Source organism: Streptomyces coacervatus (genome assembly GCF_029223485.1).
Classification (GTDB): Bacteria; Actinomycetota; Actinomycetes; order Streptomycetales; family Streptomycetaceae; genus Streptomyces; species Streptomyces coacervatus.
The window spans coordinates 181849-199346 of record NZ_JARHTP010000017.1 but is presented as its reverse complement, the minus strand read 5'-3'; the positions used below and the strand labels follow the sequence as shown (position 1 = coordinate 199346).

Here is a 17498-nt window from a genome sequence, read left to right as displayed (position 1 = left end):
GAAACATGGGCAATTTGGAGATGTGTCCGCACCCTCCCATGCGGAGTAGAACTCCCCATTGGGCAACGCACTGTTGAGAAAGGAACCAATGACAGCTCCGCCGACCACTCAGTTTGGCCACTCAGCGGCAGTGCTACGTTGAATCGGTGGCCGAGCTGGAAGTGCTGAATGTGTCCGCGGGTTACCGGGGACGGCCGGTGCTCCGGGATGTCAATCTCGAATACGGTGCGGGAATTCACGTATTGCTCGGCCCGAACGGCGCCGGGAAGACAACGGCGTTCCGTGTGCTCGCCGGGATTCTCGCGCCCTTCGAGGGCACCGTCCTCGTGGACGGCACCGCCCCGCACACGCACACGGAGACCAAGTCCCTGATCGCCCTCGCCACCCACCGCTCGGCGCTCGCACCACGCCTGAGCGTCGTGGACAACCTGCGGTACTGGGCACGCGTCCTGGGTCTGCCGCCCAGGCCGTCGGAGGAGCGGATCGCGGAGGTCCTGGACCTGCTCGGTCTCACCGACCTTGCGGACCGCCGGATCGGCAGCCTCAGCCGCGGCCAGAACCAGCGAGCGGGCCTGGCGAAGGCGTTCCTGGGACGCCCGCCGATCCTTCTCCTGGATGAGCCGATGTCGGGACTGGACCCGACGACGACCAGTCAACTCACCGAATACCTACGGGGGTTGGCGAACGAGGGCCACACGGTGGTCGTCTCCACGCACGCCCTGGCCGACGCCAACCGCTTCGCCGACGACGTGACAGTGCTGCAGAAGGGACGCATCGTGGGCCGAGGCGAGCCGGCCGCCCTGCGCACCGCCCTGCTGGGCAGCGCCTACCGGCTGCGCGTCCGAGGCTCCGGAGACATGCCGGCGGTCCTCGACCGGCTGGGTCTGCGGTACGAGGAGCAGCAAGGTGCCGTGGTCGTGGAGGTGTCCGACGAGCGGGCGGCCGAGGCACTGGTCGCCGACCTGGTGAGGGAAGGCATCGGCGTACGAGAAGTAGTACCCGCCCGCAACCCGCTGGAGGACGTCTACCAGCAGCTGCAGACGGAAGTGCCGGCACCCGCGGACGGAAGGCGCATCCCGTGACGCGACGAGGCCTTCCCTTCGACGTGACCCGGGCCAGGATCCTGGCGTCCGCGCTGTTGTGGCGGATGAGACGGGAACGGCTGCGGAACTTCGCCACGGTGTTCCTGCCGTTCGTGCTGACGGTCGCCTCCGTGATCGTCCTGCCCCTCCTGTCCGACGACACGGACATGAACGGCGCGGCCGGCAGCGCCCGGCTCGGCGCGCAGTTCGGGGCGCACGGGGACACCGTCGCGGCCGGACTGCTGCTCATCCTGATGCCCGGCGTCATCGCCCTGCACGGAACGGTCGGCGCGGGGCTCGCAGTGCGCAACGTGGTCGGCGCGGAGGCCGGGGTCGGCGCCCTTGAAGCGATGCTCGGCGCCCCGTACAACCCGGCGAGCATCGCGGGTGGACTGCTCGGCTACGTACTCGTCGTCACGACGGCCCAGTGGGCGGTGATGAGCGCACTCGGCGCCCTCGCTCTCTCCCTGTCCAGCGCCCTGCACCACGACAGCCTCACACCGGACGCCGGCTATCTGACACTCGCCCTCCTGCTCCCGCTCCTGGCCACCTGGGCGGGCGCGGCGCTGGCCCTGCTGCTCAACCTGCTCCTCCCACGGCTGTCGCAGCCCGGCGCCGGCGCCCTGGCGGGCAACGGCGGCGGCCTGGTCAGCCTGGCCGCGATGCTGCCCGGCTTCGGCGCCCTCCTGGCGATGTCCATCGCCCTGGACCCGCTGGGCCCGACAAGGCTGCTTCTGTACGCGGGCGGGGTCACCGTACTGATCACGGCGGGCAGCCTGATCGGCATCGCGAGGGGCTTCCGCCCGGAGTCGGTGCTGTCGTCGTCGGCGTGAGAGAGGCCGACGCAAGGCATCAGCTGGACGCAACCAGCCAACTCGCCAACTCGCCAACCCGCCAAGAAATTAGGTGATGTTCATGATGACGGTGAAGGTCCTGGTCGACATCCGTCCCTCTTTGGTGGCGCTCCCTTTCCACCGCGCCTTCACACGGCCAGTGGTGGAGATCGACGGCGTCGAGTGGCCCGCGAGGTGGGGCACGACGGAGATCCCGGTCGAGGCGGGAGCTCACGAGATAGCCGTGTTCTTCCGCTACAAGGGCCAGCGCGCGGCCCGACTCGGCGTAGGCACCGAGGAGTTGACTGTGCATCACACCCCAGGCGCACAGTCGCGGGTGACGGCCCGCCTCGCTCCACGCAACGGCAGCAGCTTCAAGGTCGAGTCCGCCTGAGACGCCAGAGAGGTACACATGCCCCAGAAGTCGATGTGGGGAAGCACTGGGCGGCGGTCAGCAGGCCCGACCGCTCGACCCTCACCGAGGTTGGTGGAGGCGGATCGTGCTGCGCGCAGTGTGGAAGGGCAAGGTGATCGCGGAAGCGGACCGTACCGTGACCGTCGAGGGCAACCATTACTTCCCGCCCGACTCTCAGCGCCGCGAGTGCCCCCGGTCCACCCGGCAACGACAGACGCCGCCTCGCCTGCACCCACCTCCACCCGGGCCCGCTCCTCGCAAGGACCCGCGCCGCACAAACGCCCTGCGCAGCATCAAATGGCCGTACGCCGACATCGCCCCGATCGGCAAGCAGGCCGATGCCCGGCGCAAGAAGACCGACACGCTCGTCGCCCACGGGACCGCAGCACACGGCACCACCGGCGACGACAAGGCGTTCGCCGCACGGGCCGCGAGCAGGTCCCGCACCGCCTTCCGCGAAGGAGCGCATCACCGAACTCCACCAGGTTCAGCAACTCGCCAGTCGGCTTCCAATTGGCTTCCAAAACGGGGCCGCAAAGCAAATCAGACCCGGCGCTGATCCCTCAGCACTGGGCCTGACCTGGTGTTTCAACTGTCGGGGTGGCGGGATTTCCGGGAGCGGATCGGCTCCCAGACGGCTCCCAGAGGTGGCCCTCAACCCTCATCGGTGTTCACACGGCTACGTGCCGGCCGGATCCGGTTCCACTCGGTCTCGTCCTCGCCGGTCGGCGAACACGCGATCCCCCGCCGCCTACGGGCGATGCCGGGGTGCGGCACGGGTCATGCTGCCGTGCCGGATGCGTCGGCGGCCGGCCTGAGTGTCTTGTCCGTGCGGTCGGGGACGGACGGTGGCAGCTCCGCGGCGGGGGTGGCGGCCGCGGTTTCCCGGGCGAGGAAGGAGCCGAGTTCGCCGATGGTGCTCATCAGGGGGGCGGGGAAGACGACGGTGGTGTTCTTGTCGACGCCGATCTCCACCAGGCTCTGCAGATTGCGCAGTTGGAGGGCGAGGGGGTGGGCCATCATCGTGTCCGAGGCGTCGCCGAGCGCGGCGGCGGCCAGGGACTCGCCCTCCGCGTTGATGATCTTCGCTCGCTTCTCCCGCTCGGCCTCGGCCTGGCGGGCCATGGCGCGCTTCATGGTGTCGGGCAGCTGGATGTCCTTGAGCTCGACGAGCGTGACCTGCACGCCCCATTCGACGGTGGTGACGTCGAGGATCTCGCGGATGTCGAGGTTGATGCGGTCGGTCTCCGACAGGGTTTCGTCCAGGGTGTGCTGTCCGACGACCTTCCGCAGGGTGGTCTGGGCGATCTGGTTGATCGCCGCGTGGACGTTCTCGACGGCGACGACCGACTTCACCGCGTCGACCACGCGGAAGTAGGCGACCGCGGACACGTCGACGCTCACGTTGTCCCGCGTGATGATGCCCTGGGACTGGATGGGCATGGTGACGACCCGGAGCGACACCCGGTGCAGGACGTCGACGACCGGGATGATGAACCGCAGCCCCGCGTCACGGGTGCCGACGAGTCGCCCGAAGCGGAACAGGACTCCCTTCTCGTACTGCTTGACGACCTTCAGGGAGAGGGCGAGACCGAGGAGGGCCAGAAGGCCGATCACGACGACGAGAACGATCAGGGCTTGCATACGAGGCTCCTCGGGACGAGGGTCACGGGGTGCGGGGAGTTCCCGGCACCCGTTCGGTCCGGTGTGCGGATCGCCGGGGAATCCGGCCGCGGCGACCGTGCCACGGGCAGGACCAGCACCCGCAGCGCGACCGGTCCGGGCAGTCGCACCATCTCGCCGATCTCCAGCCACCCCCAGGACTGGAACGCGGTGCGGGCGGCCCGGTCGTACGGATGGACCAGAGTGACCCCGAGTGAGGTGTGGAGGTCGGTCAGCAGCCGTTCCTGCAGTCGGTCGGCGATGTCGCGGTTCTGCTCGTGCGGGTGGGCCACGACCTGAGTGAGGGCGAAGACCTGCCCGGCGGCGGTGAGCTGCCCGATGCTCCAGGGCAGTGCGCCGGCGAAGCCCCGCCACCAGGAGCCGTCGCGGCCGATCGGGAAGCCGAAGGCGCAGCCGGCCAGTGTCGTCGTCTCCGCGATCAGCAGGGCGAAGCCCGGGCGCCGGATGTCACCCGCCAGACGGCGGAGGAAACCTTCCCGGTCGCGGTACTCCTCACCGCCCGCCCGGACGCCGGACCTCACGTACAGGTCGGCAAGGTTTTCCCGCAGGCACTCGGCCTGCCCGCGGTTCAGCCGGCGCAGGCGGATCGCGTTCAGAGGGGCAGGGGCATCAACTCCCCTCCTCCGCACCGCTGTTCCGGCCCCGCTCATCAGAGGAGCACACGATCGGAGCCCGTGTCCGCGAGAAGCCGTGCGGTCTGCGGGGACGGGTGGTGCAGCCGCAGGGACGCCTGGGCCTCGGCGGCGTGCCGTGATGCGTCGAGGAAGACGCGCAGGCCGCTGCTGTCGCAGCAGCCGACGGTGGTCAGGTCGACGTCGATGGTGGTGATGCCGTCATACAGGCACCGCTCCAGGGCGGTCCGCACCTGGGGCGCGGTGATCGGGTCGATCTCACCGGCCAGGGTGACCAGCGCTCGCGTGCCCCGGTCGTGCCGGTAGATGTTCAGCTGCGGAAGAGTCATGACGCCTCGGTTCATGGGGCCCGGCCGCTCCTCGCACGGTCGATGGCTCGGTGACGGAAACCGGCCGGTCACCGGTGGTGAGTGGTACGGCTGCTGCGGCGCCGCGGCGGGAAACGGCCACGACCCCCGTCGCGGTGGTCCCGGCGTTCGCCGGCGGTCGGCGACTCGGACGGGTCCGGTCCCACCGGAGGCTGCGGCGTGCCGCGTCCGCGGCGGCCGGGCAGGGGGGAGCTGTACCGGTGCACGGCGATTCTGTCGGCGTGCTCGAGGTTCAGCCGGTGGATCACGTACGCCGCCGCTGCGATGAGGACGATGAGGGCGGCGGCCGTCAGGAAGGCGTTCATGGCGGCCGCCTCACATGCCGAAGATCGGGCGACTGGTCCGGCTGGTCTCACTGACCCGCGCGGGCGGACCGGTCTGTTGTGGGACGGCCGCGGACAACACGCCGGCGCCGCCCTCGTACTCCCATGCCTCGTCCGGGTCCAGCGGCTCGTCGGTCGCGGCGGCGCCGTGCCGGGCCTCGTCCGCGGCGATGAGCGCGCTCGCGGTCAGAGGTGGGCCGTCGTAGTCGGACGCGGCGGCCATCAGGCGGGCCGCCGACTCCGCCCCGGTCTCGGGCGGGATGATCAGCAGGTCCCAGCGGCCGGTGCCGTAGGAGAGCAGCAGCTTGTGGGGGTCGATCTCCGGGGTGAACCAGCCGACCTTGACGATGTGGCCGTTCACGGGAACCTTGCGGGGGATGACCGGCCAGTACTTCGGGTTGACGGCGATGCGGGTGATGCGGCCCCACAGGGGGTCCAACACGTCGGTCAGCGCGGGCAGTTCGCTCAGCAGATCCCGGGAGCGGGGCCACCAGGCACCGTCCAGGAGTCCGCGGGAGCTGCCGTCGGTCTTCAGGGCGAGACGCGCGGCCGGGGCTGCGACGGGCTCGGGGTGCGGCAGGGGTGGAAGCAAGGTCGCCGACATGATGCGGACCCGTCTCCGGGCCGCTTTCTGCAGCGGCCCGGGTTTCATCTCTCGCCGAGAACGACCCGGCGTGGAAGCCGGTGTGCGAAATGCTCTCGGTACTGTCAACACTACTCCGCGCTCCGCCCCGGCGCGGAGCAGTGGCCGCCTAGATGCGGAGCAGTCGCTGGGTGATCTCCCGGTACTGCCTCAGCGCGTGCCGGAATTCGTCGGACTGTGACTCGGGGTCCTGGTCCTGCCAGCCCGCGCGCAGGACCCGCCGCCGTTCCGCGAGGGCGTTCACGAGCTGGGCGGTGGCTTCGTCGTAGGCGCTCTCGGCCTCTTCCACCGCCTCGCGCGGGGTGTCGGCGAGGGTGTTGACGGCGTGTCCGAGGCGCCGGGCGATCTCGTCCCGCCCGTCCGACGAGAGCAGCGGCTCCGGGCCCGTGGCAGGGCGTTCGCCGGGGCCCGAGGGCCGGTCCGCGGACTGCCGGGCGCGTGTCCGGTCGTACATCATCGGGGGCCGCTTCCGTTCGGCCTGAAGGCGCCCCTGGCCTTCTCCACGGCCTGTTTCAGGCTTCCGGAGACACGGTCGTTCCTGCCCCGGCGCTGCAGTCGCCTGTTGCGGGTGACCCGGCCGAGCTCCTCCGTGATCCTGCCCTTCATCGTCTGCGCCTGGTTCCTGATGCTCCGTGAAACGGTCATGGCCGGCCTCGCTGTTGTCCGGTGGGCGGGTTCCCGCGGGGTCTGGGCGAGGCGGGTGGGCGGGATGCTCCGCCGTGTGTTCCTGCAGTGGCATGGCCCTGCGCCGCGCTGCCAGTCAACGTCCGGCGGCGGTCCGTGTCAACGCGCAGGCCATGCTGTCCGGTCCGCCCGTTTCAGAGCATGCGGGAGTACCGTGAAGCAAGCGAGGACCTTCCGTCTGCCGGCGTCCGAACCGGCCCTGTTCTCGCATCTCCCGTCACAGGGGCAGCCCCTGACCCCGGCCGCGCCACCCGCACCGAGGCCGAGGAGCCCCGAATGTCGCTCGATTCCACCACGTCCACGACGGCGATTGGGTCGGACACGATCCCGCTGCCCCCGGCCTACGACGGTACGTCTCCCTTCCCGCCGGACGGCCCGGCGCCCGCACGCGAGGGCGGGGAACGGCTCCATGTGGCCGTGACGGCGGTGATCGTCGTCCTGCCGTTCGTGGCGCTCGGCCTGGCCGGCTGGCTGCTGTGGGGCCGCCTCATCCACCCCGCCGACGTCCTGCTCGCGGCCGTCCTCTACACGGTCACCGGCCTCGGCGTCACGGTCGGCTTCCACCGCGGTCTCACCCACGGCGGCTACCGCGCGATCCGCCCCGTGCGCATCGCGCTCACCGTGGCCGGTTCGATGAGCTTCCAGGGCGACGTCATCGGCTGGGTCGCCACCCACCGCCGCCACCACGCCTTCACCGACCGCCCTGGCGACCCGCACTCCCCGTACCGCTATGGCACGCACCTGCGCGGCCAGTTGCGCGGGCTGCTGCACGCCCATGTCGGCTGGCTGTTCCGCAACGACCGAACCTCCGCCGAGCGTTACGCCCCCGACCTGCTCGCCGACCGCGACATCCGCGCGGTCTCCCGCGCCTTCCCCCTGCTTTGTCTCCTCACGCTCGCGCTGCCGTTCGGGCTGGGCTGGGCGATCGGCGGCACCTGGCTGTACGGCGTGACCGCCCTGCTGTGGGCCGGACTCGTCCGCATCGCGCTGCTCCACCACGTCACCTGGAGCGTCAACTCCCTCTGCCACATGATCGGTGAGCGCCCGTTCCGCACCCGGCGCCACGACCGGGCCACCAACCTGTGGCCGCTCGCCCTGCTCTCCTTCGGCGAGAGCTGGCACAACCTCCACCACGCCGACCCCACCAGCGCCCGGCACGGCGTCGACCGCGGCCAGCTCGACCCGTCGGCCGCCGTCATCCGCCTCCTCGAACGCCTCGGCTGGGTGCACGACGTGCACTGGCCGACGCCGGACCGGGTCGCGGCCCGCCGTGCCTGACGTCAACCACCCACTCGTGCAAGGCAGTTGGCAGGAGCCATCATGACCACCGCACTGCAACCCCCGCTCCCCTCCCACCCCGTGCTCCGCCTGCGCCTGGCACCCCACGCCCACGGGGCTCTGCCCCGGGCCATCGACGGCGCGTGGTGGCCGCGTTCGTACGATCTGCTCGTCGAACTCCCGCGGCTGCTGGCCGGGTTGCCGCGCGCGTGGGGTCACGTCACCAGCGTCACCGTCAACGGGGCGATGTGGTCCGCGGTGCCCGGCCGGATGCTCGTCTCCAACCAGGTCGTACGACTGCGCAGGAACCTGACCGCGTCCGCCCCGCACACCGTCGTCCTGCTCGCGCCCGGCCGGGGGCGCTGGGACCTGCTGGTCGTGCCCCCGGACACCGCCGAGCACACGGCCGAACCGCTCATGGCAGCCGCCGCGGGCGCTCACGTCTGATCGGGCCGTCATGCACTGCCCGGCGATTCACCGGCACTGACGGCCGGGGCACTGACGGGCGGGGCGGTGACGTCACCGTCACATCCCCGCCGCCGGTCGGCCGAGCCGTCCGGCGGCGGCTTCGTACGACGGGAAAGCGTCGGCCTGTTCTGCCGTCATGAGGTCGGACGCGGTCGACTGCGGGGCGGTACTCGCGCTCGCGGCAGCCGTCAGCCTGGCGGCCGAGGGGGCACTGGTCTCCGCGGGAACCACCAAGAGGTCCCAGCGGCCCGCCGTGCAGGAGAGCAGCAGGATCCTGTGCGGGTCCAACACGTCGGCCGGCACGGGGAGTTCGTGGCTCAGGTCACGCGCGCGGGGCCACCAGGCGCCGTCCAGCTCGACATGGCCCGAGGAAGGGTTCACGGGTTTGAGGGCGAGGCGGGCGGTCGGGACCCTGAAGGGCACGGCGCGCGGCGAGAGATGGTCGGTGGTCGCGGACATCGCCCGAACCCGTCCCCGGACCTCTGCGCCGCTCCAGGAGGTCGCCTCACTTCCGGCGGCCGGCCTCGCCCGAGGAGCGGCTGGCCTCCAGCCAGGATCTGGCCGGTTCCGCCGCGCGGGTGGTGTCCACGGTGAGCTGGAGGCGGGTGCCTCCCTCGGTGTCCGCGGGGTAGCTGCGCTGCTCGGTGGCGTCGAAGCAGCGACGGAGCACCTCCGCGACGCGGCGGGCGACCTCGGGGGAGGTGGCGACGATGCGTACGTCGGCGTGTCCTTCCGAGGGTGTTTCCGTGGGCTGCATGGCGACCTCGTTTTCCCCGCGGGCACGGATCCGCGCACCGGATCTTCGACTTTACTCCGGTGCGCCTCGCGGCTCACACGCGTGACCAGTGGTTTCCCCGGCCGCCTGAGTCGCGCAGTACCGTGAAAGGAGAAATCCACCCGTTCTCGGGGGCAGACAGGCAGGCGAGTGCGATGTCCGACTCCGGTACTCCGCGGGTGGCCAGGCTGCTGCCGGATGCCGTCCACCGGGCCGCGAAGCCCGGTACGGCCGTCGTACGGCTGGAGACGACGCACGACCGCCGGGGTGTACTCGACGGGGCGTGGTGGCCGCGCTCCCGCGACATCACCACCGAGCTTCCCGCCCTGATCGCCGCGCTCACCGAGTACCTCGGGCCCCTCACACGCGTCGGGCTGGACGCCGATGCCTGGGACGCGCTGCCGACCCGGCTGGTCGTCGACGGCCGTGTCGTCCGCCTCGACTCCTTCCCGGTCGGCGACGACACCGTCCTCGTCACCCGGGGCGAGACGGACCACTTCTCCCTCCTTGTGATCCCGCCGAACGCGACGCCCGAGGCGGCACGCGCCGCGATGGCCGAAGCGGTACGCGACGACAACATGGCGCAGGCCGCACAGATTCTCATCGCCACCGGCACCGGGACGTGAGAGCGGTCAGCCGCGGTCGTCCCCAGGACGGCTGTCAGTGCCGTTGCGTCCGGGTACTGCTGCCGGCTCAGCCACCGCTCGCCGTCGCACAGCAGGGTCAGTACGCCGGTCCGGATGGCTCCGATGCCCAGCGGGAAGCAGCACACACCGTGTACGCCCAGCTCGCGCGCGGCCGGCAGCAGTGCGGGCCACCGCTCGGGGCGGACCCCGTCCAGGTCCGGCTCGACGACGGGCGAGCCGACGCGGACCGCGTCCGGACCCGGGCCCTCGCCCAGCGTGAACTGGAGTTCCTCGGACCGCGCGCTCAACTCGGGATGGCACCAAAGCAGTTCGGCCGACCGCTCGGCACCGACCAGCACGGACAGCGCGACGCCCTCGGCGCCCAACGCCCGCGCACAAGCCTGCGCCGTGTCGTCGGCCTCGCCCCGGTGCAGCGACGGCAGGACCTCGGCCATGCCGTCGCTGATCACCGCTCTGCGCTGCCTGGCGGCCGGGGCACCTCCGGGTGGGACGCCGTCCGGCTTGCGGCGTCCACTACGTGGCCCCGCCCGACACCGCGCGGTCGGCGGGTATGCCGTTCCAGGCATCCTGGGCGCTCGCGTACCGCGGGAAACGCTCCTGCAGACCGCCGGCCCGGAACACGAGACCTGCGCCCGGCCGGTTGTGCACGACCCGCACCCATCCGAGCCGCTCACGACAGTCCTCCCACGCCGTGCACAGCGGGGCCAGGACGCTGCCGTCCATGAACGTGACACCGCGCAGGTCGACGATGAGGAACAGCCGCCTGCTGCCGTGCCGGGCGTCCTCCAGATCACGTACGAAGGCCGGCACGGTGGTCAGGTCCAACTCGCCGTCGGCCGTGACCACACGCAACTCGTCGAACAGGTCGGGATGCGAGCCCATGCGCCCCATCTCCTCCGTCGGTGGAGTGGCTTTCGCCTTGCGCAGGGCCTCTGTTGCGCGGAACGGGACTGCACGGAGAGGGCCGGGGTCACGGGCGGGCCGTATGACGAGCGTACTGCCGCGGAGGGATCGGCCCGCCCCTTCTCCAGGTATCCGCGAGAGTGGTCGAAGGTGTCGTCCACGGTCGGTTCCTGATGGGATCGAGGGCGTAGGCGCAGGAGATCGGCGCGGGCGGAGGCCGTTGCCCAAGGGAGCCGGGATTCCGAACGCAGCTCCCAAACGGCCCCACAACCACTCAGGGGCCCGACCCGCGATGCGGATCAGGCCCCTGACCTGGTACTTCACTGTCGGGGTGGCGGGATTTGAACCCACGACCTCTTCGTCCCGAATAATGTGCGGAAAGATCGCTGACCAGGATCGTTGATTATCTGGGCAGGTCAGAGCCTTGGTGTGCCTTGGTTGGCGTGGGTGCGGTGCAGAGTCATTTTCTTGATCCACTCCCCGTTCACTCCCCAGGGCGGGCCCCTAGCAATGGTTCGCCGCCGCACAGGATGACCGCCGCCGCTCTACTGCTGCGCCTCGGTGCGCTCGCGGATCGCGGCGGCGACGTCGAGCAGAGCGTAAGCGACAGCCGCCAAGCCCTCTCCGATGGCGTCGGTCTGGCTCTCCTCACCCGTGTGTTCGGAAGCCCGGTCGGCCCTGCTCTCCGCGTAGTCGCCCCACACGCTCTTGGTCGGCACGCTCACCCCTCCAATGCCGCCGGTCCGTCCGGCGGCCCTTGCACCCTCCCCGGCAGAAGATCCAGCGAACCGCCGAATCGGGGGTTGAGGAACATTGGAACGAAAACTGGCGCTAAGCCTCGATCGGCCCAGCCGTCGAGGAGGTCGTACTGTTCCCCGTGATTAGACCGTCGGCGTGGGCGCCGTTTATGGAAGCGGTGCAGGTAAAAAGGTGCATGGCAGCATAGGGGGTTGGTGATCGGCGCCGGGGGGCTGGGATGGGAAAGCGCAAGGGCAAGCGCCGGTGGCGGCCGTTGAGCGCACATGAACAAGAGATGCTGATGCGTCGCGAGCAGCAAGGGGCGGAGTGGCGTCGTAGCTACCTGGACCACGAGCGGCGTCTGCGACGGCAGCAGGTGAAGCGGGTTTTCATGTGGAAGCTCGTGGGAGTCGCCGTTGGGGGCGTGCTTGCTGGCGTCATGCACGCTCTCGGACGCATATGAGGCCCCACTGCGGCTAGGCGCGCGCTGGGGCCGGCCACCTGCAGGCGACCGGCCCCAGCGCTACGCGCCGCGGGTCAACGGTGACGCGTGACCGCCCAGACGGCCAGGCTCACACAGGCCGATCCGGAGCCGTAAGCGACCCCGAGCAGGAACCGAGTCCGAATGAGGCGGAACATGCGGCGTACCCGGGCGGCCAGGCGCTCCCGGCGGCTCCGCTTCCCGCCGTCGTGGACAGACGTGCAATCATTCATCGTGATTCCCCCAAGGAATCGATAGATGGAGCCTCACCCGCCTGGGTTGCACCCCAGGGCCATCGGGCGGGGATGAAATCGACTGAGGAGCCTCACTCGCCTGGTTGCACCCAGGACTATCGGGTGGGGCTCCTCACTCATGTGATGGCTCTGCCAGCCTAGCCCGCGTTGCGGGGCGTTCCGGGCCCCAGCTGGGCGCTCTGTAGCATGATCATTAAGGCTCTCCATCCTATGACTCGGGGGGAGTTGACACTTGTATTGATTCGGCAACCTCGCCATGGCGACTGGGAGGTGAGCGTCAACTCGTAATTGGAGCAACTGCAATCACGCCTGCCAGTGCGGCCATTTTCGGAGTGCTGGCTAGGCCCCTCCAGGCCGAATTCCTTTACTGTCTCTTTGCCTTCGGTGTCTGTCGCGTATCGCTAAGTCCCATTTTGGGATACCCCCGAGATCCACCGGTCGAGCGCCGCGGTGCTCAGCGGCGACAGCTCGAACCAGTCGCCGTCCGGCGGACCGCCGTGCTAGGGGCGCCGGTCGACGTACACCGCCCCGGGCCGGAGATGGGACAGACGCATCGCGACCAGCTCCCCGGACCGGGGCGCCGTGTCGAGGACGAGGGCGACCACCGCGGCGAGCCGGGTGTGGCCGGGTGACATGTAGCCGCCGAGGTCCTGGTCGAGTTGGCGGCACAGGGCCGCGAGGGTGCCGAAGGCCGTAGCGGGTTGAGGCGACACCCGGCCGCCGGCGCCGAGCCGGGGCGCAGGCAGCCCGTACGCCTCGCACAGCAGGTCGAGGCACTGGGCACGGGCTTCGTTGGTCGCGTCGGGGACGAGGGTCCCCAGCCGGCGCCGCCCGCCCCTCGATAAGGACGCGACCAGAGAGTCAGGTGGTGGACGGTCCCACGGCCGTACTGATGTCGGGCGGCAGCACTGTCTCCGCATTGATACGCGCCGACCTGACTTGTTCCGGTCTCAAGTTCCGGACACCGGTGAGGTTCGCCCCGCTCAGGTCGGTGTGGGTGAGGTTCGCATCGCGCAGGTTGGCGCCGGTGAGGTTCGCCCCGCCCAGGTAGGCTTCGGTGAGGTTCGCCCCGCCCAGGTTGGCGCCGGCAAGGACCGCTACGAGCAGATTGGCGCGGGTGAGGTTCGCATCGCGCAGGTTGGCGCGAGTGAGGTTCGCCCTGAACAGGGTGGCGTCGGTGAGGTCCGCCTCGGACATGTAGGCGCGAGTGAAGTCCACCCCGGGCCTGAAGTCGTCCCTGGCGCCGGTGAAGTCATCACCGTCCTGGGTGGGGATGAACATGTCCCCCCCCGGCCCAGGCGCGGGTGAGGTTCGCCTTGTGCAGGGAGGCGCCGGTGAAGTCCGCCCCGACCAGCTCGACGCGTGTGAGGTCTGCCCCGCCCAGATTGGCCTCGGTGAGGTCCGCCCCGACCAGGTAGGCGCCAACAAGGTGAAGGATTCTGAGGTCGAGCCTTTCGCGGTCGTCGACGTGCGTGCGCGATTCGGGACGCGTTAGAGCAGTCAAGGCAACCTGGACGTCTGCTTCCGGAGGTGTGAGTAGCGAGGTGTCCGTCGTGGTTTGCTCGCCGTCCGGGGCATTCCATGGGCCTGGGCGGGTCGGAGCGCGGTCCCGCACAAAGTGGCCCAGCACCTGGGCGGCGTGGGTGGCCTGCTCGGGGGCATCCTGGACGATCTGCTCTAGCGCCAGCACTCCGCCGATCCGCACATACCTGTGGTCGGACCCGAGGCGCTCCAGGGCTTTGGTGAACCGGTCGGTGACCTGCCCGCGCCGGGTCAGCCGGTAGTTGCGGATCGTGTACACCAGGGCCACTCCGGCGCCGACCGCGGCGGCACACGCCACGATGGCGGTGCGCAGGCCAGTGACCAGCGCGGCCGAACCGCCGGCTGCACCCATCCTGGCCGTGTCGATGTACGCCTTATCAAGCAGGTACGGCCCTCGCCACACCAACCAGGGCAGACCGACCACCAGGGCCAGGGCGCCGCCCAGGGCAAATGCCCAGGAACCAATCCCGCGCAGGCGCCGTATGCGGCGTGCCCGGGCACGCCGCTGATGGAGCGCAGTCGTCACACCCCCCTGCCTAAGGGAAGAGGCCGCGAGATTGTGGCGCCACTCCGGGCCGCGGGTGGCGTTACACCCCGGACGGAGGCGCCCAAAGTCGAACGCGCCGCACCTCCACCTGATCCGCAGCTCACGGTGCCGGTCTTCTTGGACGCCGCGCTTCGATGTGACCTCCACCGTTCACATCTTCGGAGTCCGGGGCTGTCATTCGGTCCTTCGCCCCGTGGTCCGGCTGGTGGGCCGCTCATGCCGCAGCCGGTACATGCGCTCACGGTGCCGGAGGAACTCCCGCAGCACGTCGCGCCGGTGCTCGGACTCCTGGGGCAGCACGGCGGGAACGCTGGCAATGCCCGTGCACAGCACGGAGCACAGGAACACCCACCAGGGGGCGCCGAGGTACGCCGAGACGCTGACGGCAGCCCCGCCGCCGAGCATCCCGATCGCCCGGACGGGGACACTTGCAGCGAGCCGCCGGATCCTCGACTGCCGGGGTGCCGGGGGTGCGGTGCGGTGGTTCGGGGCGGGTGACACGGGGTCTCCAAGGCTGGTCGGGGGCCCGCCGGTTGGCGGGCTGCAGCGACCTTCGAGGAGCACGGGGTTAGCCCCGCAACTCCGCCCGGCCCGGTTCGGCGTGATCCCCGTCACGTCGCATCCGGCCCGGCGGGCGGGCAGCCGCCCGGCGCATGAGCACGGTGGGGTTGTCCTGCCAGGGCACCAGGTCGTCGAGGTAGCGGGCCAGCGCCTTGGAGCCGGGCACGTACCGGCACTGAGCCTCGATCACATGCCGGGAGGAGGCCGCCGGACTCGACGACCCGGACGGATACGCCTGGCGCCGCCTGCACAACCGCTGGCACACCGTCCTGGACGGCGGGCTGCAGCCCGAGTCCATCGGCGACATCGTCACCCGCGCCGGCGCCCGCGCCGGGATCGAGATCCGCTTCACCGGGCACAGCCCCCGCCGCGGCCTCGCCACGTCCTCCCGCCTGAAGGGCCACGACCAGATCGTCATCGCCAAGCAGGGCGGCTGGGCCCCGCACTCCAAGGTCCTCGCCGGCTACCTCGAAGTCGTCGACCAGTGGGAGGACAACGCGTTGTTGGGGGTGCTGTAGAGCGACGGAGACGCAGTAAGAGTCGTTGACCGATCCGGCCCATGGAGCAGGTAGGCGGCCAGCAAGGGGGACAGAGCGGCGCCGGGACGCGCTGTAGCTGCTGCCGTCCATTGGCCGTGTAAGGTGCTTCGATCGTTTTCATGCAATTGGGAACGAAATTCTATGACCTGCCCCTTTGGGGGTTCGTAGGTGTCGTCCTTGCAGGACTGAGTATCTGGGTGGCCTACAAATTCGCAGTCAAGACGCGGCTGTTCTACGGCATGCCGCTCGCCGCGCCGCTACTCAACGCATCGCCTGACGTCCGCGGGCGCGTAGTGGTGACCTTCAACGACGCCGAACTCGAACAGGCGCATCACGTGGAAGTACACCTCGTGACAAGGGGTACTCGTGACGTCGCCTCCACAGACTTCGATCAGGGAAGGCCGCTGACACTGGACGTGGGGGCTCGCATCATTACCCTGCTCACGCCGCCACGTGTCACGCCAGCGAGTGCCGAGGTGCCGAACGTCAACTTTGACGGCACGACCCTGCTCATCGAAAAGTGCCTGATCAAGAGCCGTGAACGGATCGCGCTGTCGCTTCTAGTTGATGGAGAGTCCCCTCGCTTGACCTGCCCAACTTCCCATCTGATCAACGTCAGGATGAAGAAGTTCACGGGCACCGAGCCGCCAATCGGCCCGTGGCCAGGGCTTACGACAGGACTCGGCCTAGCCGCCCTCGGTCTGAACGTCGTGGGGATCGTAATGCATCAGGTCAAGCCCTCTCTTGATCAAGAAGATTGGTTCCATGACTTCAGGTTGTTCGCAGCCTGGCTGATCATTTTGTGGCTTACCTCAGCACTGACGCACTTTGTGCTGCGACTCATCGCTGGACGTCGACAGTAGGTCCGGCACCCCAGGCTTGTGGGGTACATCCGAGTCAGCACCGGTCGCCAACTCGACGGGTACGGACTCGATGTCCAGGAGAAGCACGTCCGCCGATGGTGCCGTGAAGCCGGCCACCGGCTCGGCCGCACCATCTACCGCGACGAAGGCCGCTCCGGAACCCTGGAGAGCGCCGAACGCCCTGGGCTCGCCGACGCACTGACCGAGATCGAGGACGGCACCGCAGACGGCATCATCGCCCCGAACCTCGACAGGTTTGCCCGCACCCTCGTAGTCCAGGAGGCCATCCTGGCTCAGATCTGGAAGCACGGCGGACGCGCCTTCACCGCAGACTCTGGGGAAGTCCACCCGGACGACCCGGACGACCCGATGCGCACCGCGATGCGCCAGATGATGGGCGTCTTTGGCCAGTTGGAGCGGTCGATGATCGCCGCCCGACTCCGCCACGGACGGCGCGAGAAGGCCGAACAGGGCGGATACGCCTACGGCGCCCCTCCCTACGGGTGGCGGGCCCACCAGAAGGAGCTGGCCCTGGAAGAAGCTGAGCAGGCCGGCCGCGCCCGCCAGCTCCGGGACGAGGACGAACTGTCTTTCCGCGAGATCGCCGCCGTGCTGGAGGCGGAGGGCATCCGGCCCAAGCGCGGGGAGCGCTGGCACCCGGAAACCGTCCGTCGGATGCTCGCAAACCCGACCGACAAGCCACCGACCTTGTACCCCAGACAGCGCAGCGTCTAGCTGGCGCACTCCGACTGCCCAAGATCCGAATCGTCATAGCAGGTGGCGCACTGGAGGCCAACCTCTACTTGACCCGTCTGACCTGCGGCTTCGGGCCGGATCAGGCTCAAAGGTGGTAAAGTTTTAAGAGTCGGCTGGGGATGGCTCCGGTCGACGCAGAGAGACCCGGCCCGGCGCCATCCGGGCCAGGCCCCTCCACGCAGTTCACGAGCCCGGTCGATCAACAGGCGGCCGGGCTCGCTGCATTCGGCAGCGGGACCACGGACCGATTCCGACCGGTCGTGGGGCGGACTCAGTGTGGTCACTGAGCGAACTGCACCGCCAGCGCGATGATTGCCACCAGCAGACTTGCCACAGCCAGGAAGACCTGCCACTTGTCTGGCTCGGGCCACTTCTCCCTGTCGGGCTTGTCCCACGGCGCGCTCATCAGCACCACCTCACTTTCCCCTCCGGCCCGGCACCGCGTTGTCCTGGTTCCGGAGGTCTGTGAACTGGGCGCCGAGG

General features: G+C 69.7%; 25 protein-coding genes. 9 read left to right on the top strand and 16 right to left on the bottom strand.

Features of this window, described 5'->3' with window-relative positions:
* Positions 1-146 precede the first annotated feature (146 nt).
* From P2Q00_RS35645 to P2Q00_RS35630, 4 genes are all read left to right on the top strand, one after another.
* Positions 147-1082 (top strand): ABC transporter ATP-binding protein, encoded by a 936-nt coding sequence (locus P2Q00_RS35645; RefSeq protein ID WP_275778015.1) that lies wholly within the window; start codon positions 147-149, stop codon positions 1080-1082.
* Positions 1079-1915 carry a hypothetical protein gene (locus P2Q00_RS35640; RefSeq protein ID WP_275778013.1) on the top strand — a complete coding sequence of 279 codons (837 nt, stop codon included), beginning with the start codon at positions 1079-1081 and terminating at the stop codon, positions 1913-1915. Before P2Q00_RS35645 ends, P2Q00_RS35640 begins: the two co-directional genes overlap by 4 nt.
* A gap of 82 nt (positions 1916-1997) precedes the next feature.
* Positions 1998-2309, top strand: a complete 312-nt coding sequence (locus P2Q00_RS35635; protein WP_275778012.1) for a hypothetical protein — start codon at positions 1998-2000, stop codon at positions 2307-2309.
* 106 nt (positions 2310-2415) lie between these two features.
* Entirely contained in the window at positions 2416-2889 is a 474-nt protein-coding gene (locus tag P2Q00_RS35630; protein ID WP_275778011.1) for a DUF427 domain-containing protein, read from the top strand.
* A gap of 221 nt (positions 2890-3110) precedes the next feature.
* On the opposite strand, the gene P2Q00_RS35625 is transcribed toward P2Q00_RS35630, so the two are convergent.
* From P2Q00_RS35625 to P2Q00_RS35600, 6 genes are all read right to left on the bottom strand, one after another.
* The gene (locus P2Q00_RS35625) at positions 3111-3974 is read right to left on the bottom strand and encodes a slipin family protein (RefSeq protein WP_275778009.1); all 864 of its coding nucleotides are present in this window, start codon (positions 3972-3974) and stop codon (positions 3111-3113) included.
* Positions 3962-4534, bottom strand: coding sequence for a hypothetical protein (locus tag P2Q00_RS35620; RefSeq protein WP_275778008.1), 573 nt, complete (start codon positions 4532-4534; stop codon positions 3962-3964). The genes P2Q00_RS35625 and P2Q00_RS35620 overlap by 13 nt, the downstream gene beginning before the upstream one ends.
* Before the next feature lie 128 nt (positions 4535-4662).
* Positions 4663-4974, bottom strand: a complete 312-nt coding sequence (locus P2Q00_RS35615) for an STAS domain-containing protein (protein ID WP_275778007.1) — start codon at positions 4972-4974, stop codon at positions 4663-4665.
* Between the two features lie 68 nt (positions 4975-5042).
* Positions 5043-5318, bottom strand: coding sequence for a hypothetical protein (locus tag P2Q00_RS35610; protein WP_275778006.1), 276 nt, complete (start codon positions 5316-5318; stop codon positions 5043-5045).
* A 10-nt stretch (positions 5319-5328) separates the two neighbouring features.
* Positions 5329-5940 carry a DUF5994 family protein gene (locus P2Q00_RS35605; protein ID WP_275778005.1) on the bottom strand — a complete coding sequence of 204 codons (612 nt, stop codon included), beginning with the start codon at positions 5938-5940 and terminating at the stop codon, positions 5329-5331.
* A gap of 148 nt (positions 5941-6088) precedes the next feature.
* A complete protein-coding gene (locus P2Q00_RS35600; protein WP_275778003.1) occupies positions 6089-6436 on the bottom strand; it encodes a hypothetical protein in 348 nt (115 codons plus the stop codon).
* Positions 6437-6939: 503 nt separating this feature from the next.
* Here P2Q00_RS35600 and P2Q00_RS35595 point away from each other — a divergent pair.
* Both P2Q00_RS35595 and P2Q00_RS35590 read left to right on the top strand, forming a co-directional pair.
* On the top strand, positions 6940-7941 hold the full coding sequence (locus P2Q00_RS35595; RefSeq protein ID WP_275778001.1) for an acyl-CoA desaturase: 1002 nt from the start codon (positions 6940-6942) through the stop codon (positions 7939-7941).
* Positions 7942-7983: 42 nt separating this feature from the next.
* Positions 7984-8388 carry a DUF5994 family protein gene (locus tag P2Q00_RS35590; protein WP_275777999.1) on the top strand — a complete coding sequence of 135 codons (405 nt, stop codon included), beginning with the start codon at positions 7984-7986 and terminating at the stop codon, positions 8386-8388.
* 78 nt (positions 8389-8466) lie between these two features.
* Here the strand turns inward: P2Q00_RS35590 and P2Q00_RS35585 are convergent, their stop codons facing one another.
* Both P2Q00_RS35585 and P2Q00_RS35580 read right to left on the bottom strand, forming a co-directional pair.
* Positions 8467-8868 (bottom strand): DUF5994 family protein, encoded by a 402-nt coding sequence (locus P2Q00_RS35585; protein WP_275777997.1) that lies wholly within the window; start codon positions 8866-8868, stop codon positions 8467-8469.
* Between the two features lie 46 nt (positions 8869-8914).
* Positions 8915-9166, bottom strand: a complete 252-nt coding sequence (locus tag P2Q00_RS35580) for an ACT domain-containing protein (RefSeq protein WP_275777995.1) — start codon at positions 9164-9166, stop codon at positions 8915-8917.
* Positions 9167-9339: 173 nt separating this feature from the next.
* Here P2Q00_RS35580 and P2Q00_RS35575 point away from each other — a divergent pair, with 173 nt between their 5' ends.
* Positions 9340-9810: a DUF5994 family protein gene (locus tag P2Q00_RS35575; RefSeq protein WP_275777993.1), complete on the top strand. Its 471-nt coding sequence runs from the start codon at positions 9340-9342 to the stop codon at positions 9808-9810.
* Positions 9811-10344: 534 nt separating this feature from the next.
* On the opposite strand, the gene P2Q00_RS35570 is transcribed toward P2Q00_RS35575, so the two are convergent.
* The 7 genes from P2Q00_RS35570 to P2Q00_RS35540 all read right to left on the bottom strand — a co-directional run bounded on the left by P2Q00_RS35570 (position 10345) and on the right by P2Q00_RS35540 (position 15239).
* Positions 10345-10713, bottom strand: a complete 369-nt coding sequence (locus tag P2Q00_RS35570) for an STAS domain-containing protein (RefSeq protein ID WP_275777991.1) — start codon at positions 10711-10713, stop codon at positions 10345-10347.
* Positions 10714-11279: 566 nt separating this feature from the next.
* On the bottom strand, positions 11280-11453 hold the full coding sequence (locus P2Q00_RS35565; RefSeq protein ID WP_275777989.1) for a hypothetical protein: 174 nt from the start codon (positions 11451-11453) through the stop codon (positions 11280-11282).
* A gap of 1254 nt (positions 11454-12707) precedes the next feature.
* Positions 12708-12920, bottom strand: coding sequence for a hypothetical protein (locus P2Q00_RS35560; RefSeq protein ID WP_275777988.1), 213 nt, complete (start codon positions 12918-12920; stop codon positions 12708-12710).
* Between the two features lie 148 nt (positions 12921-13068).
* Entirely contained in the window at positions 13069-13488 is a 420-nt protein-coding gene (locus tag P2Q00_RS35555) for a pentapeptide repeat-containing protein (RefSeq protein ID WP_275777987.1), read from the bottom strand.
* On the bottom strand, positions 13463-14275 hold the full coding sequence (locus P2Q00_RS35550; protein ID WP_275777986.1) for a pentapeptide repeat-containing protein: 813 nt from the start codon (positions 14273-14275) through the stop codon (positions 13463-13465). The genes P2Q00_RS35555 and P2Q00_RS35550 overlap by 26 nt, the downstream gene beginning before the upstream one ends.
* 195 nt (positions 14276-14470) lie before the next feature.
* Positions 14471-14797: a hypothetical protein gene (locus P2Q00_RS35545; protein ID WP_275777984.1), complete on the bottom strand. Its 327-nt coding sequence runs from the start codon at positions 14795-14797 to the stop codon at positions 14471-14473.
* Positions 14798-14864: 67 nt separating this feature from the next.
* A complete protein-coding gene (locus P2Q00_RS35540) occupies positions 14865-15239 on the bottom strand; it encodes a hypothetical protein (protein WP_275777982.1) in 375 nt (124 codons plus the stop codon).
* 276 nt (positions 15240-15515) lie between these two features.
* Between P2Q00_RS35540 and P2Q00_RS35535 the strand changes: the two genes are divergently transcribed.
* Both P2Q00_RS35535 and P2Q00_RS35530 read left to right on the top strand, forming a co-directional pair.
* The gene (locus P2Q00_RS35535; RefSeq protein ID WP_275777981.1) at positions 15516-16259 is read left to right on the top strand and encodes a hypothetical protein; all 744 of its coding nucleotides are present in this window, start codon (positions 15516-15518) and stop codon (positions 16257-16259) included.
* A gap of 18 nt (positions 16260-16277) precedes the next feature.
* The gene (locus P2Q00_RS35530; RefSeq protein ID WP_275777979.1) at positions 16278-16994 is read left to right on the top strand and encodes a recombinase family protein; all 717 of its coding nucleotides are present in this window, start codon (positions 16278-16280) and stop codon (positions 16992-16994) included.
* Positions 16995-17295: 301 nt separating this feature from the next.
* On the opposite strand, the gene P2Q00_RS35525 is transcribed toward P2Q00_RS35530, so the two are convergent.
* Positions 17296-17430: a hypothetical protein gene (locus P2Q00_RS35525; protein ID WP_275777978.1), complete on the bottom strand. Its 135-nt coding sequence runs from the start codon at positions 17428-17430 to the stop codon at positions 17296-17298.
* Positions 17431-17498: the final 68 nt, after the last annotated feature.

Bases quoted from the DNA above. Each gene is read 5' to 3' on its own strand.
- P2Q00_RS35570 (WP_275777991.1), bottom strand. From the start codon at position 10,713: ATGGGCTCGCATCCCGACCTGTTCGACGAGTTGCGTGTGGTCACGGCC.
- P2Q00_RS35580 (WP_275777995.1), bottom strand. From the start codon at position 9,166: ATGCAGCCCACGGAAACACCCTCGGAAGGACACGCCGACGTACGCATC.
- P2Q00_RS35625 (WP_275778009.1), bottom strand. From the start codon at position 3,974: ATGCAAGCCCTGATCGTTCTCGTCGTCGTGATCGGCCTTCTGGCCCTC.
- P2Q00_RS35590 (WP_275777999.1), top strand. From the start codon at position 7,984: ATGACCACCGCACTGCAACCCCCGCTCCCCTCCCACCCCGTGCTCCGC.
- P2Q00_RS35610 (WP_275778006.1), bottom strand. From the start codon at position 5,318: ATGAACGCCTTCCTGACGGCCGCCGCCCTCATCGTCCTCATCGCAGCG.
- P2Q00_RS35555 (WP_275777987.1), bottom strand. From the start codon at position 13,488: ATGTTCATCCCCACCCAGGACGGTGATGACTTCACCGGCGCCAGGGAC.
- P2Q00_RS35575 (WP_275777993.1), top strand. From the start codon at position 9,340: ATGTCCGACTCCGGTACTCCGCGGGTGGCCAGGCTGCTGCCGGATGCC.
- P2Q00_RS35535 (WP_275777981.1), top strand. From the start codon at position 15,516: ATGCAATTGGGAACGAAATTCTATGACCTGCCCCTTTGGGGGTTCGTA.
- P2Q00_RS35635 (WP_275778012.1), top strand. From the start codon at position 1,998: ATGATGACGGTGAAGGTCCTGGTCGACATCCGTCCCTCTTTGGTGGCG.
- P2Q00_RS35615 (WP_275778007.1), bottom strand. From the start codon at position 4,974: ATGACTCTTCCGCAGCTGAACATCTACCGGCACGACCGGGGCACGCGA.
- P2Q00_RS35595 (WP_275778001.1), top strand. From the start codon at position 6,940: ATGTCGCTCGATTCCACCACGTCCACGACGGCGATTGGGTCGGACACG.
- P2Q00_RS35585 (WP_275777997.1), bottom strand. From the start codon at position 8,868: ATGTCCGCGACCACCGACCATCTCTCGCCGCGCGCCGTGCCCTTCAGG.
- P2Q00_RS35600 (WP_275778003.1), bottom strand. From the start codon at position 6,436: ATGATGTACGACCGGACACGCGCCCGGCAGTCCGCGGACCGGCCCTCG.
- P2Q00_RS35605 (WP_275778005.1), bottom strand. From the start codon at position 5,940: ATGTCGGCGACCTTGCTTCCACCCCTGCCGCACCCCGAGCCCGTCGCA.